The sequence below is a fragment of the Heliorestis acidaminivorans genome, assembly GCF_008933955.1.
Classification (GTDB): domain Bacteria; phylum Bacillota; class Desulfitobacteriia; order Heliobacteriales; family Heliobacteriaceae; genus Heliorestis; species Heliorestis acidaminivorans.
On sequence record NZ_WBXO01000003.1, the window covers coordinates 245,613 to 259,934 of the forward strand.

Below are 14,322 nucleotides of genomic sequence, written 5' to 3' on the forward strand. Positions count from 1 at the left end.
TAAGGGAGTTTTGGCACTCTACTAGTTTTTGCACTCTGCTAGGCATCTCTTCGATGGTTGCAATGATGGTTACATTAAGGTAGTAAGCAGAGCTACTGCGGGAATGGTAACTAAACTAAGTAATGTAGTAAGAAAAATCGCCTCTGTAGCATACTCACTATCTGATTCATAAGTAGAAGCTATCATAACGAGCGTTGTCATCGTTGGTAATCCTACAATCAATGTTAAGATAAAGCGCGGAATTTCTGGCAAGAAAAAACCTGTCAGAAAAAAGATGAGCAGTGGCATCAGTAGCATTTTTACTGCCGCTAAAGCAAAAAGGCTCGGTGTTTTGAAGATGTTACCAACAGATGTATAAGCTAATATTCCTCCAATATAGATTAATGTTAGCGATTTACTTGTATTGCCAATTTCCGCAACTGTTCTTGTCAGCAAGTCTGGCAAGGATATTTGCATTATCATAATCACAAAAGCAATGACCAGGGTAATTGTCAGCGGATTGATCATATTTCTAGCGGAGCTAAGGAAATTAGCCTTTTCATGATGGCGACTGCATAGGTAAACGCCTAATGTCCACAAAAGTGCCATATCTATGACTGTATATAAGGCGATGCTAACCTGCGCAATAGGCTCTGTATATAGCCCATGAATAAGAGGAATGCCAATAAAGCCCATGTTGCCAAAAGCGGAAAGAGCTATAAAAAGGTTAGCTCTCTTTCCTTCTAACTTAAATAGCTTACTTAAAAGGTAACCAACGAGTAGCAAGAGGGCAAAAGAAAAAAGTACTGCCAAGGCAAATTGATAACCTAGGAGCAAATCTTGTGCCGTCATTCCGCTTCCTGTAATAATCGTGAAGATTAAGGCAGGAAGTATAATGTTAACAACAAGCTTGGCTAAGTGACCTAAGCCTTCTTTGGTAAGAACTTTTGCTTTAGCAGCAATAAATCCAACGGCCATGAGCAAGGAGAAGATCATGATTTGTTGGACGATAATTTCGATATGCTCGCTCATTAATAAGCACCTGTTTTTATTTAAAATTCGGGGACACAGGACACAGAGGGACGGTTCTTTTGTGCACTTTTTGTGTGCTATTATCGATAAGTCCACACCTAGCGTTACCTGCTAACGCCTAAGACTCGCTTTCAGATGATTGGCTGGACCTTGCCTAGTGAGGTATCATCTCACCTATCATACTTGCATCTCTCTGCGTGGCGCACAGACTATCCCCTTGTGTTAACAGATCTCCTAGGTTAAAAAAAGACCCTTTTGCAGGATCTTTACAGCTTTACATCAATATGAGATCCAAGTTCAGGTTGGATCGATAGTTCCATTGTCTTCTTATTACTGTCTATCATCTTTTCTAAATCTACAGACTGTACTTTTGACATATCCATGGCCATTTTCAGCACAGACATGGAAGCTTGCTGACGAACTTGCGACTGATTCATAAGAATGGATAGGGCGGCGATATCCATAGGAGATCACGTCCTTTCCCTTTTTATTAGGTCTTTACTCAACCTTTACTTATAGATTACTTCAGTTGTTACAGTCTTCTACACTTTTACAGCGATCTCCTTCAAAGAAAAGAACTAACTTCAAAAGAGATACAAGCTTGTAGTGCACGCAATTCAATTAATTATTCTTTTTTATCTTCTTACTTCTTTTCTCCCTCTTGTGTCCCTGTCCATAGTATGATTCTCTTTAGATGAACATATTTTATCGTAATCAGCTACGGATAATCGATATTTACTAACCAGAAGTAGTTAGCAACGTAGTCAGAAACCTAGTCAGCGAGTGAAAACTTATTAACCCTTAAGCAGTAAGTTAATCAGCAAGTAAAACATATGAGAGCACAAAGGGAACGTCCTAGTCCAGTGAAAAAGTGGTACTTTTTGAAAAAATGATGTTTTCTGGAGTGCACAGAACCACCGTCCCCTTGTGTTCCTTGTGTTCTGTGTTCCAAGAAGGGTGGTCAAGTTATGTCGTATGCAATAATAAGCTTATTGTTAATCTTAGCCTATGTTGTTTTTTCCTATAATCACTTTATAAAAAAGCGCAATAAACTAAAAGAAGCTTATGCAACTATGGATGTAATGTTAAAGAAAAGGTACGATTTAATCCCCAATCTTGTAAAAACAGTCAATCAATATATGATTCACGAAAAGACTTTACTTGAAGAAATCACCAAACTAAGACAAGAAGCTATGGTCTGTTCAGGCAAAATACGAGAAGCAAAAGAAGATGCCCTATCAGAGCGGCTTAGCACCTTGATTGCCCGTTTTGAAAGCTATCCTGAACTAAAAGCTAGCGATAATATGTTGCATCTCCAAAGAACATTAGTAAAAACAGAAGAATACATTGGAGCTAGTCGAAGAAACTACAATTCTACTGTGCGTCTATACAACACAGCAATTCAAGTTTTTCCTGCTAATATGCTAGCTTCTCTCTTTGGATTCACAAAAGCAGGCTATTTTGAAGCTTTAGAAGAGGAAAAGAACAATGTAGAACTTTCTTTCAGAAAGGACGAGTGATTTAGATGTTCTTTTTCAAATCTCTTATCAGTAGGCAAAAAGAAGGCCACTTATATGATTGGATAAGCCCTTTTGAACTGAGCGTTCAAATAAAGCAGGCCATAGAAGAGATAGTTTCAGGCAAAACTGATGAAAGCTTTCGTATTAAAGACAAGATAGAAGCGATTAAAAAGCAAAATAAACTAATTTTTGCAGTCATAGCCTTGCTTTCTCTATTGCCTTTGCTTTATAGCTTAGAATTAATCATAGTTACTTTCATAATTCTAATTGCCGCTTTTTTCGGCCTGAAATGGCGTTTTACCAAAGTTCTTACAAGCTATCAAAAAACAGCAATGGACCAAATTGTGAAAGTCATTAGTGACCACACAGATAACAATATTTATTTTAACTTGGAAAAAGGGATTCTCAAAGAAGAGTTTAAGGTCAATCCCTTAATGCCGCGCTCCGATAGCTACGAGCCATCGTGGCATGTAAAAGTAGTTAACAAAGAAACTCATCAAACAGACATAGAAGCATGTAAATTGTTAACCTATTATACTTATCAAGATGAAAATGAATCAAAAAGAGTAACAACTTTTCTAGGTATTTTCTTGAAAATAAAGTTCCCCAAAGAATTCCAAGAAGATATCTACATCACCACAGAAACATGGCGTAGAGGCGCTGGTGGTTTTTTAGGTTTTGGAAGCAAAGCTGATAGAATCGTTCTAGAATCGCCACTCTTTGAAAAAAAGTTTAATGTTTTTGGCAATGACCCTGTAGAAGCACGTTATATCCTGACTCTTGATTTTATGGAAAAGCTTTTAGAAAAGTTGAAAGACATACGATGTTATTTAACTTTTCATAAGGGTTACCTTTATGTGGCACTCGATAAGTTTACAATTGAAGAAATACTTCCCCAAGTTGGCGATAAAGAGAGCTATCTAGTAGCTACCCATAACATAATTGCTTACATGAAAGCCGTTGAATATTTTGCAAAAGCTTTGTCCATTCGTGAAAATAAGTTTACTAAAGATCTGATTCTGTAAACCTCCACTTTATACTTTGATCAATCCCTCCAGCCTACATTTGTGGTTTTGTCTTAAAAGCTCGAAGCTACAAAGGCCTATCTTATACTGGTTTTATGGGCTAGTGATGATTGGAATTCTATAGTTGCAAGATTATAGCTTTTAACCTGAAAAAGACGACTGACCAAAAAAGCCATCTCATTTTAAAAATGAGATGGCTTTTTTGAATTAGCTCTCCTACAAATCCTTATCCGACACAAACTCCTCTGTCTGCTCTAATTGCTTTCGTATCCCCCGCGTATCTTTCACCATGCGCTCTAACTCTTCTTTTTGTGTGCGTATATTCAACCCTTGTCCTAAAGCTTCTTGAATTTGATTCATAGAATTATCTCTCTTCATATAATCACCTCATTCAACGGTCTAATGAAAAATGAAAAACTAATCAATAGCTATCACTCTAGCTTTTTATAGCTATTTGTTACTTCCCTTTAGTGATACATATTAAACTGCTCGTTCATTTCATCCATCTCTTCAGTCTTCACATCAAAGACTGTGTTATGAGGTGGTAGTGGTTCTGTTCGGAAGAACTCAGGTAAACGGTCATGGGCTGATGTGAATCCAACGCGCTTGTTGAATTCCCTCTCTGCCCGCATGACTTCTCTTCCTAACTCAAGGATATCATCCATACTGTGGTTGTTACCTGTCTTGGCATTCCAGATATCAACTACAGTAGGCCATCCTTCAGGATTGTCGAGCAAGGCAAAAGCGACGAAAATGCACAATCCAAAGGAATCAAGAGCTGCAGTGGCAACTTGTAAATCTGCCGATAGTTTTACTTGCCCCTCTGGCTTTAAAGGATCTACATAGCCACCTGCTTTTAAGAGATTGTGCGTGACGCTGTAACCTGCTGTGTGGTCCGCACCCATAGTTGTCATGGCATAAGTGACTCCGATACCTTTAATTGCTCTAGGGTCGTATGCTGGCAAGTGCTGTCCTTTTACAGTTGCCACTCTAGTGACTCCATAGGTCTTGCCTACGCTGTCAGCACCTTGTCCAATAATATGACCTAAAGGCGTGCCTTGCCCCACTTCTTCTAGCAACTTAATGGCACCTGATCCATCGCCAAAAGGAATAATACCTGCTTCCATGGCTACACCTAGGGCGCCTCCTGCTTCAATCGTATCTAGACCCAAATCGTTACAGATGCGATTAAGCCTCGCAATGATATCGAGATCATCGATCATCAAGTTAGGACCTAAAGCCCAGGCTGTTTCATATTCAATGGGGGAGCAAAGGGCTTCTCCTTTTTCATCGGGGTAAATGTTGGAACAACGAATAACGCAACCAGGATGACAATTATGAGTAGGTGTTCCTACGCCGCCTCTTGAGAGAGCTCTAGCTGCTAGTTCTTCCCCACTCACTTTATCAGCGCCCTCAAATGTTCCAAAGCGGAAGTTTTTTGTCGGTAAAGCTCCAGCTTCGTTAACTAAGTTCATTAATACGTTAGTACCGTATTTTGGCAGACCTTCGCCACTGATGGGATTTTCGCGAAGGATTTTGACAAACTTTTTCGACCCTTCACTAAACTTCTCTTTCTCTTCTATGGGAGCATGGAAAATTTTACTCGTATCGAAGATGATAGCTTTTAATTTTTTTGAACCCATGAGCGCACCAAGACCACCTCGTCCAGCAAAGCGACCTGGACCGCCTTCAGGGTCGTTACACGATATACCTGCGTTACGCATCAGCCGTTCTCCGGCAGGTCCGATGCAAAGGACATAGATTTTTTCATGATAACGTTCTCTAATACGTCCGTTAAACTCATAAGTCCCTAACCCAGCTAAATCGCCGGCAGGTTCCAGTCTTGCGCCTTCATCAGATAGGTAGAGAAGATACTGTTCATTACCTTCAGGTATGTCTTCTACAATAATCGCTTTATAGCCCAGACTAGCCAATTGATGAGCAATCGGTGTACCAGCATTAGCTTCTTTGATGCCGTTAGTTAGTGGGCTTTTACCACCTATGGATAGGCGACCAGAGTTAGGGCATTTTGTACCTGACAAGATACCAGCGGCAATAACTAGTTTGTTTTGCTTGCCTAAGGGGTGGCACGTTGGTTCTACTTCGTCAAGGATAATTCTTGATGTGATGCCCCGTCCTCCCGTACTTTTGTATGGTTCAGGTACGGGTTCCTCAGTAATCTTTTGTTCTGCCATATTGACTCGTAAGATTTTTTCTTCCATATATACACCTTCCCACTGCGTATTGCAGTAGTAGGTTTTGCTTCGCCGTAAAAAATATGTATAGTAAGCCTTCAAACTTAACCTTGCTCGATTTGTTGAATTGTTAAAAGTGAGATACAATAACTTCAAGCAGTGTAAAGTAAATCTGAACAGGAAGGAAGAAGGGTCATTATGAGAGTAGTTGCTTTTAACGGAAGTCCTAAAAAAGAGGGCAACACCTATCATGCCATTAAGCTCGTAGCAGAAGAGCTCGAAAAAGAAGGTATCGATGTTGAGATTGTTCATGTTGGCGATAAGGCAGTAAGAGGTTGCCTGGCCTGTCATGGTTGTGCCAAAAATAGAGATGAAAAATGTGTAACCCCAGGAGATCAAGTTAACGAGTGGATTGCGAAGATGAAAGAGGCAGACGGCATTATCTTTGGCTCACCTGTTCATTTTTCATCTGTAGGTGCAACTCTGAAAGCTTTTTTGGACAGAGCTTGCTTTGTTGCTTCCGTTAATGAATCGATGCTACGTCATAAAGTAGCTGCTTCTGTCGTAGCGGTAAGACGCTCCGGTGGTGTTACGACTTTTGATCAATTGAACTATTATATTACTTATTCGGAAATGGTTATGGCTACGTCAAACTATTGGAATGTGATTCACGGCGCGAGGCCAGGAGAAGTCCTTCAGGATGAAGAAGGCGTGCAAATCATGCGTCTCCTAGGAAAAAACATGGCTTGGCTGTTGAAGTTAATTGAAAAAGGCGAAGGCGTTGTAGAACGACCTGAGAAAGAACGTAAGACGCTTATGAATTTCATCAGGTAAGTTAAGGTTAAGGGGAAGGTTAAGGGGGACGGTTCTGCTGTGTTCTTACAAGAACACAGCAGAACCGTCCCCCTTGCGCTACTTCTCTTCCAATACAATCCTATGACCTACCAGAGCCATCTCTTTGATCTTCGCTTTTACGATCTTACGTTGACTATAGATATTTTCCAAAAAGATACCCTCTTCTGTGGGAACAACTTTGTCTACCGATTCTAAAAGCAATGTTTCCTTTCCTTCCTTATCTATTATATAAACATTAGCTTCACACATAATTAATCACCTCTTTGAGCTTTTACGATTTCGATAGCGTCATCTATATAATGAGGAAGAGGCTTCTTTTCAACGGCAGTAACTAATATGTTACATCTGTTCAGTGGAATTAATATCTTTTGAGCAGGGCTATCAGCGATCGCGTTAGCCATCTGTGGCGTCAGTTCGCCTAGAAAGGAATTAGCACAGATGATGCCAATTGGTCCTACGATAATGTCTACTTTTTTAACGTTATAGCTAATGGCATTTTCTCCTGTCGCACCTTCATTAGCACCTGCTTTGAGCATTAATGAAGTTGCTAAAGAGTTCGTTCCTAGGGCAATAATCTCAATTTTATTATTAAAAGCTTTGCGAAATTTCTCAACAACAGCTTTGCCTATGCCCCCGCCTTGTCCATCTATCACTGCGATTCGCATATTCATCCTCCAATCACGAGCCAACGCATCTATTATAACAAATTACCAGCTCAATGATTGGTTCTTGTAAAATCTATTATTCGATGACAGAGGCGCTCCAGCAAAGGGCCATCGTGACTAATGACGAGCACAGCCATGTTATTTTTTTCAGCTCTTTCTAAGACAGCATGCCATAACTGAGCTTGTGTGATTGCATCAAGCATCGTTGTCATCTCATCGGCAATGAGAAAGCGAGTAGCAGGACTTAGAGCGCGAGCTACGCAAAATCTTTGCAGTTCTCCTCCTGAAAGTTCGTTCGGCCACCTCTTTAACCAAGCCTTTTCTATGCCTAGCGATTCTAGTAGTTCTTCATCAGGAGTCCATCCTTCATTAAGCGTTTTCTCTAACTGCCACCGAGGATTTACTGCTTTTTCAGGATGCTGAAAAACAAGTTGCACAGGGTTAAAGCCTTTGCGCGGAAGATCCTTGCCTTGCAATCTAACGCTCCCCTTGTACGGCAGGACATAGCCGGCTAGAATCCGTGCTAGCGTCGATTTTCCAATACCACTAGGGCCTGATAAACCGACTACTTCACCAGACTTTAATTCCAGATCATAATCTTCTAAGATCCAGGGCCCTTTTCCATAACGAAAAAAAAATATTTTTAGCTTCAAGTCGCAAAATGGCACCTCACCTTTCCCGATCGAAGCTCACGCATTACGGGAGCTTCTTGAGAACAAGAGCTGTTGTTAGTACTGCTACTTTTGCTACTTAGGGAGCATCGAGGTTGAAAAAGACAGCCCGGGGGAGGTTCTGAAGGGGAGGGCTGGCGACCTAGAATGGGGAGAAAACCATTTTGGGGAAGGGCCATCCAGAGCGCTTTCGTATAGGGATGACGCAACTTATCACCGTGATCAGTAAATTCACTTGCCCAAGCTATCTCCACAATAGTGCCTGCATAAAAAACGGCAATGCGATCAGCAACTTCCAGAGCTGTAGCAATATCGTGGGTAATCAGCATAATGGCAGTACCTTCATCAGCTAATTCTCTTAAATGTCCTAAAGCTTCCTTGACTACCTCATGATGAAGTCCCGGTGTAGGTTCGTCGGCAATGATCAGCTTAGGCCCACCTACGACAGCAGATGCAACAAGAACCCTTCGTGCCATGCCCCCAGAGATTTGAAAGGGATAATAATTTTCCACATCGTAGTCGAGTTCATAGCGGTCGAAGATTTTTCTTTGTTTTTCTCTGCCTTTGTCCTTGGCTCTATCTTTGACTCTACCTTTTTCTCTGTCTCTGTCTCTGTCTTTTTCCTTCTCCCCGCCTTTGCCTTTTGCTATGCCCTTTTCACTTCCGACCTGCGAGGAAGTGCGTACTTGTTGGCCTATTTGCATCAGTGGATCGAGGAAATTGACAGACTGGGGTATAAAAGCGATCTCTTTGCCGCGCAATTCTTTTTGCCTTTTGGCGGTCAATTCCTGACCTCCGTAATAGAGCCTCCCAGAAAGAGAAGCGTTTTTGGGTAAAATTCCTAAGATAGCATGGGCAAGCAAGCTTTTTCCGGAACCGCTTGAGCCGACGACAGCCAGAATTTCTCCTTCCTGAATCGAAAGACTTAGGTCGGAGATCACCTGGATGTTTTTTTGTTTTAAACCTCTTTGATATTGAGTAAAGGAAAGAGAAAGATTATTTACTTCCAGCAAAAACAACAACCACCTTACAGATAGCTAGTTAGGTATGCTCTATTAATGCACTATTAGAGAGTTGTGGCATGGCACTAAAGCTAGTTGTAACATGGCCTATTAGCTAGTTCCATTGGTATTATGCTAATCACGAGAATTATGCTGATCATGAGCATTATACTAATCATGAGCATTATGAGGATCAATAAGCAGGCGCAGATTATCACCGAGCATATCAAAAGCTCTCACAATGATGAGCAGACATAGACCAGGGAAAAAAGCTAACCACCATAGACCAGTAGCTAGATACTTCATTGATTCGGACAGGATAATGCCAATAGCAGGTTGATGGGGAGATAAACCAAAACCTAAAAAAGTTATAGCCGCTTCGTGGAGAATAGCATGAGGAAAAAGCAGTACAAAACCTACCAATAGCTGAGGTATTAAATGAGGCAGAATATGATGAGTAGCAATCCACCAGGGACCTTTGCCCATCTGCCGTGAAACTAAGACAAATTCAGCTGATCGCAGTTGCATCACCTCAGCCCGAATAACCCGTGCTAAGCTAGGCCAATGAGTTACGGCAACTCCGATGATTACGCCTTTAACACCTCCACCAAGGGTAAAGGAAATAAGAATCAAAGCAACCAGATGAGGTACTCCAAGAAAAAGGTCAATAAACCAAGATATGATGCTGTCTACAACCTTACCCATGAGAGCGGCCGTAAGGCCCAGCAGCAAAGCTACTAATACGCTAGCACAAGAAGCGATCAAGCCAATAAATATGCTTAAAGACAAGCCTTTCATAGTGCGCGCAAACATATCGCGACCAAGCCAATCAGTGCCGAAAGGATTCATAAAAGATGGCGGCAAGTTCTTAGCGTCAAAATTAGTAGCCAATCGCTCATCGCCAATAAAAAGGCTCATTAAAATAATACCTGTAAAAAAGAAAAGAGCGGAAAATATCATCAAAAGAGTACCTTTTCTTCGATTGATGGTCAGCAAATGAGAAAGCCCTTTTACCTTATTCGTAATCCTTAATGCCTTTGTTTCACTCATCATGCTACCTCTTTTATTCTTGGATCAACAATTCGGTAAATGATATCAGCTATCAAATTCCCGGTAAATACAAAAAGAGCGCTAAAGAGCACAATGCCGAGCAAAAGAGGTAAATCGCCTCGCAGGCCTGCTTGAACAGTAGCCTGTCCTAAGCCAGGATAAGAAAAAACTTGCTCTGCTAGAATAGAACCAGCAAAAAGCTCACTAAAAGAAGCAAATTGTATAGTAATAGCAGGGAGAGCAATATTGCGAATTCCATGACGCCAGAGGAGCGTAAAGCCGTACTCGCCTTTGGCCCGTGCATAAAGAACATAGTCACTTTCAAGAACGTCAATCAGTTTTTGTCTTGTATGTAAGGCAATATTAGCCACGCCGACGATGCTTAAAGTAAGGGCTGGAAGGATAATGTGGCTAATACGATCATAGAAAGTTACCTCTTCAGCTAACACACCAGCAGGAACACCTAAGCCAATCGGAAACCATCCCAACCAGACAGAAAAAAGCATAAGCAGTAGGAGGCCCAGCCAGAAAGTTGGAGTAGACGCTAAAGTTAGGCTGTACCATTTGATCAGTTTATCTATCCAGCTTCCTCGATGCATCGCCGCCGTTACACCCATGATGAAACCGAAAAAGCCTGAGAGAAGCCAGGCAATTCCCATTAGAGCTAGAGAAGCTTGAAATCGTTCTTTAATAACATCGGACACAGGACTACGATAAATCATAGACGTACCTAAGTCACCTTGTAGCACCGACTTGCCCCAATGCAAAAATTGCTCCCAAGGAGGCTTATCAAGTCCCCAATGTTCAGCAATTTTTTCCCTTTGTTCGGGGCTTACTTGCATCATATCAGCGCCCACATAAGCTTGCACTGGATCAATAGGAGAGTGACTAACGAGGAAAAAAGCGAGGAAGCATAAGGCTACCATTAGAGATAGCATTCGCAAGATTTTTAAGAAAAGAAACTTAAGTAGACTACCTTCTATGACAGCTCAACTCCTACTCGTTCTCAAACTACCTAATTCTTATCCACTTAGTACTCACAAATCGTTCTCAACTAGCTAACTGTCAAACTTCCTAATTCTCAAATTACCTAGTTCTCATCCACTTAGTTCTCCCAGCGCCATGCTTCGATATTATCAGTAAGAGGCCAACCGTGACCGTGCGGTTGGATTTTTTGTTGGCCCATGTAGAGATTCTCTTTTACCAGATACAAATGATTGTGGTTAACAAGCCATGCCCAGGGCGCATCGCCTTTGGCACTGAATCCTGTGCTTCCATCCCATTGAGCTTTCTGCCAGTATTGATTGGCAGTCTCTTCATCCTTCGCTGTTAGAGCTTTATCTAAGTATTTATCGACAAGGTCATTAGCGTAATAGCCTGTATTGTACCAACTTACTCCTCTATATTTGCTGTGATAGAGGTGATACATTTCTAGCGGATCATGGCTTCCCCAGCCAAATACAACAGCATTGCTATGCATCTGTTTTTTGATTTCATCCCAGCTTTTTCCCTCTACATTAACTTTGATGCCAATCTGCTTTAGTTGGTCGGCAACAGCAATAGCCAGGGACTGACGAGTATTATCACTAGCAGAATAGATTAAGGTAAATTCGGCTTTTAAAGAACCTTTCTCAACAATGCCGTCTCCATCTCTATCTTCCCATTGCCCATCAGCAAGAATTTTTTTTGCTTCTTCTAGATTGCCATCTTGAATGACTGTGTCGGGATTCCACCAGGGCATTTTGTCACTTACAGAATAGGCTGGTGAACCGTAACCGTTCAAAATGCCCTCTACTAGAGCCTCGCGGTCGATAGCCACATTGATAGCTTTTCGAATAGCTAGGTCTGAAGTAACAGCATTGCCAATGGGATGGCCTTCTTCTGTTTTATTTCCTTCCATTGTATAAGGGAACATAATGCCGCGGTTATCGACACTTTCTAGTGCCAGCAGGCGCATACCAGGGACTTGCTGATTAGCAAAGGCCGGAACGATTGCTGCTACATCAACTTGTCCAGCCCTAGCGGCGGCAAAAGCAGTTTCTTCACTTAAGTATAAAAAGGTAAGCTTTTCAAAATAAGGCTTCGCGCCGTAGTACTCAGGGTTTGCTTCCACAATAAGTTGCTGTCCTTTATCCCATTGCACAAACTTAAAAGGCCCAGAGCCGATAGGATTTTGCCCATAATCACTGCTGTAGGAATCTTTGGGGACGATACCTAAAGTTACAAGAAGATTGACAAAAGTAGATTGTGGTTTTTTTAGAGTGAACTGTACGGTGTAATCATCTAAAGCTTCTACCCTGTCCATGACTGTTAGATCAACGACGGAACTGCTTTCTTGAGCAGTTTGATAGGTAAAAACAACATCATGGGCTGTTAGTGACGTACTGTCTGAGAATTTTACATCATCGCGGATTGTGACAGTCCAGACAAGGCCATCATCGCTGACGGAGTATTCTGTGGCTAGATCTTTTACGATTTCCATATCATTGTTGCGTTTTAACAAAGTGCTTTGAAAAAGCGGAGAACCATATCTTCCCCAACCTGTTGTAGGATCAAATCCTTCATCAGGCTCACTGCCTATGGCTAGAATTAGTTCTTTTTTATTTTCGGTAGCCATGGTCGTGATTTTTTTTGAATTGTCGTTAGAACAGCCTGTTAAGAGCAAAGTAGTCAGAGCAATTGCCAGAATGGTTATGTAGGATAAGCTTTTTTTTAACACAGCTAATGGAATCCTCCCTGTTAAATTACTCAATAAAAAAAACCATGAACAAAGCTATTTCATATAGCTTCCCTTCATGGTTTGTTTTTATATAATATTCAATTATATATAATTGACCTGCTGATAATTGGTTTCTTACATCATTGTCTCTTACATTAAAGCAAAGCCTTCTTGGCTTTATTATATACATAAATATATCATCATCTAGAGTGCTCGTCAATCGGGGACACGGAGGGACGGTTCTTCTGTGTTCTTTCCTGTTCTCTCTCTGTGTTCAATTTTCAACACTTTTTCAGCGGTTCACTGTTGTTCGTCTCCACTGGCACTTACCTGACGAAGTCTTGCTTCGCCTTTTGCCGTAACGCTCACTACCATGGCTTTTGACCACAGCAGTAGCTTACGGTGGTTTGAAGCCGTCACCTATATGGCGGCTTTGAGGGGCCTTCCCTCATCTTCGGTTAAGCAAGCTCAGTGTTGCTTTGGTAGCACTGAGCTTCGTGACACACAAACGTCCCCTTGGCAGGCACCTTAAGCGTGGCGCACAAACGTCCCCTTGTGCATGAATGACAGGACTGCTCAGAGAAGGCCTAACTGCGTAAGCACATAATACCAAATCGCCAAACTAAATATAGAAAGTGGAATGCCTATTCCAATCATCATGGTAGCCAAATTACTTTTTATCTTATAGCTAGCAACTATAATTGCCGCTGTAATCATGGGCGCCATAGCCGCTTCTAGTATAGAAACAGTAATTTCAATGCCTGTTTTGCCTGCTAAAACGTACCATACTAGTAAAGTCAACAAGGGAGCTAATATCAATTTGTACAGCAACCCTAAAGAGAGAAAAGGCAAGTAAATATGTTGTTTTGGCGATCATAATTTCTTTACTCTTCCCCTATGATCAGCCTATTGCTAGAGACTCAATTATGACGTAATATAGATGAAAAATAAAGCTCCAAAAAGTGCTACCACTACTGGAGTCTTTGTGCGAACGTAGTAACATAGCAGGAGAAATAGCATGAAAAAAGAAAAAGAAAAAGAAATAGAAACGGAACGGCAGACACTTCAAAAAGGACAAGCTAAAACAAAAATAACATTATTAACGGTACTAGTAACGCTTATGGCTTTCTTACTTGTAGCTTGCGGTATTCATCAAGAACAAAATGATCACCAAGGCACTTTAGAATACGAAAAAATCTATCAACAAAAAACCTCCTATATAGGCGATGCAAGCAAAGTAGGCAACTTAACGAACTTGCTTCATTACAGTGAATACAAAAAAGGCATTGCCTTGCAGACCGCCCAAGAGCCTTATGGCGTAACTGTAAACTACAACATGCCAGAAGAGTTTTTGCAACAGGGCACTGTTACGATGACCGATAAAATGTTTCAAAATGGAGCTTTGATTTTTTGCCTGATTGATAATGTCGATGTAGCTACCTTTGTTTTTGATAATGGCCAAGAAACAGAGAGCTTCTCTTTTGCTAGAGAGGACTTTGACATTTTTTTTGAAAAAGACATCAGAACTTACGGATCTTCCTGGGAAGTTTTCAGCAACGATTTTGTTGCCTTACTAGAGCAAGAAGGATGATGTGCACAGATGCACAGAG

The 14,322-nt window shown here is 41.2% G+C and carries 16 protein-coding genes; 4 read left to right on the top strand and 12 right to left on the bottom strand.

Annotated elements, in window-relative coordinates; all coding sequences use genetic code 11:
* Window positions 1–69: 69 nt before the first annotated feature.
* A complete protein-coding gene (locus F9B85_RS05835; RefSeq protein ID WP_151619448.1) occupies window positions 70–1,011 on the bottom strand; it encodes an AEC family transporter in 942 nt (313 codons plus the stop codon).
* 266 nt (window positions 1,012–1,277) lie between these two features.
* Window positions 1,278–1,475 carry a YjfB family protein gene (locus F9B85_RS05840; RefSeq protein ID WP_151619449.1) on the bottom strand — a complete coding sequence of 66 codons (198 nt, stop codon included), beginning with the start codon at window positions 1,473–1,475 and terminating at the stop codon, window positions 1,278–1,280.
* A gap of 504 nt (window positions 1,476–1,979) precedes the next feature.
* Here F9B85_RS05840 and F9B85_RS05845 point away from each other — a divergent pair.
* A complete protein-coding gene (locus F9B85_RS05845) occupies window positions 1,980–2,531 on the top strand; it encodes a LemA family protein (protein ID WP_151619450.1) in 552 nt (183 codons plus the stop codon).
* A gap of 5 nt (window positions 2,532–2,536) precedes the next feature.
* The gene (locus F9B85_RS05850; RefSeq protein WP_207707048.1) at window positions 2,537–3,556 is read left to right on the top strand and encodes a DUF3137 domain-containing protein; all 1,020 of its coding nucleotides are present in this window, start codon (window positions 2,537–2,539) and stop codon (window positions 3,554–3,556) included.
* A 216-nt stretch (window positions 3,557–3,772) separates the two neighbouring features.
* Here the strand turns inward: F9B85_RS05850 and F9B85_RS14325 are convergent, their stop codons facing one another.
* Both F9B85_RS14325 and F9B85_RS05855 read right to left on the bottom strand, forming a co-directional pair.
* Window positions 3,773–3,934, bottom strand: coding sequence for a hypothetical protein (locus F9B85_RS14325; protein WP_170270230.1), 162 nt, complete (start codon window positions 3,932–3,934; stop codon window positions 3,773–3,775).
* 89 nt (window positions 3,935–4,023) lie between these two features.
* The gene (locus tag F9B85_RS05855) at window positions 4,024–5,778 is read right to left on the bottom strand and encodes an aldehyde ferredoxin oxidoreductase family protein (protein WP_151619451.1); all 1,755 of its coding nucleotides are present in this window, start codon (window positions 5,776–5,778) and stop codon (window positions 4,024–4,026) included.
* Window positions 5,779–5,949: 171 nt separating this feature from the next.
* Here F9B85_RS05855 and F9B85_RS05860 point away from each other — a divergent pair, with 171 nt between their 5' ends.
* Window positions 5,950–6,585: a flavodoxin family protein gene (locus tag F9B85_RS05860; RefSeq protein ID WP_151619452.1), complete on the top strand. Its 636-nt coding sequence runs from the start codon at window positions 5,950–5,952 to the stop codon at window positions 6,583–6,585.
* Between the two features lie 78 nt (window positions 6,586–6,663).
* Here F9B85_RS05860 and F9B85_RS05865 read toward each other — a convergent pair whose 3' ends face one another.
* The 8 genes from F9B85_RS05865 to F9B85_RS05900 all read right to left on the bottom strand — a co-directional run bounded on the left by F9B85_RS05865 (window position 6,664) and on the right by F9B85_RS05900 (window position 13,531).
* On the bottom strand, window positions 6,664–6,855 hold the full coding sequence (locus F9B85_RS05865) for a CooT family nickel-binding protein (protein ID WP_151619453.1): 192 nt from the start codon (window positions 6,853–6,855) through the stop codon (window positions 6,664–6,666).
* Window positions 6,856–6,857: 2 nt separating this feature from the next.
* The gene (locus F9B85_RS05870; protein WP_151619454.1) at window positions 6,858–7,271 is read right to left on the bottom strand and encodes a DUF3842 family protein; all 414 of its coding nucleotides are present in this window, start codon (window positions 7,269–7,271) and stop codon (window positions 6,858–6,860) included.
* A gap of 50 nt (window positions 7,272–7,321) precedes the next feature.
* Window positions 7,322–7,924, bottom strand: coding sequence for an ABC transporter ATP-binding protein (locus F9B85_RS05875; RefSeq protein WP_151619455.1), 603 nt, complete (start codon window positions 7,922–7,924; stop codon window positions 7,322–7,324).
* Window positions 7,921–8,961, bottom strand: coding sequence for an ABC transporter ATP-binding protein (locus F9B85_RS05880; protein ID WP_151619521.1), 1,041 nt, complete (start codon window positions 8,959–8,961; stop codon window positions 7,921–7,923). The genes F9B85_RS05875 and F9B85_RS05880 overlap by 4 nt, the downstream gene beginning before the upstream one ends.
* Before the next feature lie 153 nt (window positions 8,962–9,114).
* Window positions 9,115–9,903 carry an ABC transporter permease gene (locus F9B85_RS05885; protein ID WP_423245049.1) on the bottom strand — a complete coding sequence of 263 codons (789 nt, stop codon included), beginning with the start codon at window positions 9,901–9,903 and terminating at the stop codon, window positions 9,115–9,117.
* 89 nt (window positions 9,904–9,992) lie between these two features.
* On the bottom strand, window positions 9,993–10,976 hold the full coding sequence (locus F9B85_RS05890) for an ABC transporter permease (RefSeq protein ID WP_279237733.1): 984 nt from the start codon (window positions 10,974–10,976) through the stop codon (window positions 9,993–9,995).
* Between the two features lie 122 nt (window positions 10,977–11,098).
* Window positions 11,099–12,712 (bottom strand): ABC transporter substrate-binding protein, encoded by a 1,614-nt coding sequence (locus tag F9B85_RS05895; RefSeq protein ID WP_207707049.1) that lies wholly within the window; start codon window positions 12,710–12,712, stop codon window positions 11,099–11,101.
* Window positions 12,713–13,288: 576 nt separating this feature from the next.
* Window positions 13,289–13,531, bottom strand: a complete 243-nt coding sequence (locus F9B85_RS05900; RefSeq protein ID WP_151619458.1) for an AEC family transporter — start codon at window positions 13,529–13,531, stop codon at window positions 13,289–13,291.
* Window positions 13,532–13,730: 199 nt separating this feature from the next.
* Here F9B85_RS05900 and F9B85_RS05905 point away from each other — a divergent pair, with 199 nt between their 5' ends.
* Window positions 13,731–14,303 (top strand): DUF4825 domain-containing protein, encoded by a 573-nt coding sequence (locus F9B85_RS05905; protein ID WP_151619459.1) that lies wholly within the window; start codon window positions 13,731–13,733, stop codon window positions 14,301–14,303.
* The last annotated feature ends 19 nt before the right edge of the window (window positions 14,304–14,322 follow it).

Coding starts and splice junctions, on each gene's coding strand:
- F9B85_RS05840 (WP_151619449.1), bottom strand. CDS start 1,475: ATGGATATCGCCGCCCTATCCATTCTTATGAATCAGTCGCAAGTTCGT.
- F9B85_RS05865 (WP_151619453.1), bottom strand. CDS start 6,855: ATGTGTGAAGCTAATGTTTATATAATAGATAAGGAAGGAAAGGAAACA.
- F9B85_RS05860 (WP_151619452.1), top strand. CDS start 5,950: ATGAGAGTAGTTGCTTTTAACGGAAGTCCTAAAAAAGAGGGCAACACC.
- F9B85_RS05905 (WP_151619459.1), top strand. CDS start 13,731: ATGAAAAAAGAAAAAGAAAAAGAAATAGAAACGGAACGGCAGACACTT.
- F9B85_RS05855 (WP_151619451.1), bottom strand. CDS start 5,778: ATGGAAGAAAAAATCTTACGAGTCAATATGGCAGAACAAAAGATTACT.
- F9B85_RS05870 (WP_151619454.1), bottom strand. CDS start 7,271: ATGCGAATCGCAGTGATAGATGGACAAGGCGGGGGCATAGGCAAAGCT.
- F9B85_RS05835 (WP_151619448.1), bottom strand. CDS start 1,011: ATGAGCGAGCATATCGAAATTATCGTCCAACAAATCATGATCTTCTCC.
- F9B85_RS05885 (WP_423245049.1), bottom strand. CDS start 9,903: ATGATATTTTCCGCTCTTTTCTTTTTTACAGGTATTATTTTAATGAGC.
- F9B85_RS14325 (WP_170270230.1), bottom strand. CDS start 3,934: ATGAAGAGAGATAATTCTATGAATCAAATTCAAGAAGCTTTAGGACAA.
- F9B85_RS05845 (WP_151619450.1), top strand. CDS start 1,980: ATGTCGTATGCAATAATAAGCTTATTGTTAATCTTAGCCTATGTTGTT.
- F9B85_RS05850 (WP_207707048.1), top strand. CDS start 2,537: ATGTTCTTTTTCAAATCTCTTATCAGTAGGCAAAAAGAAGGCCACTTA.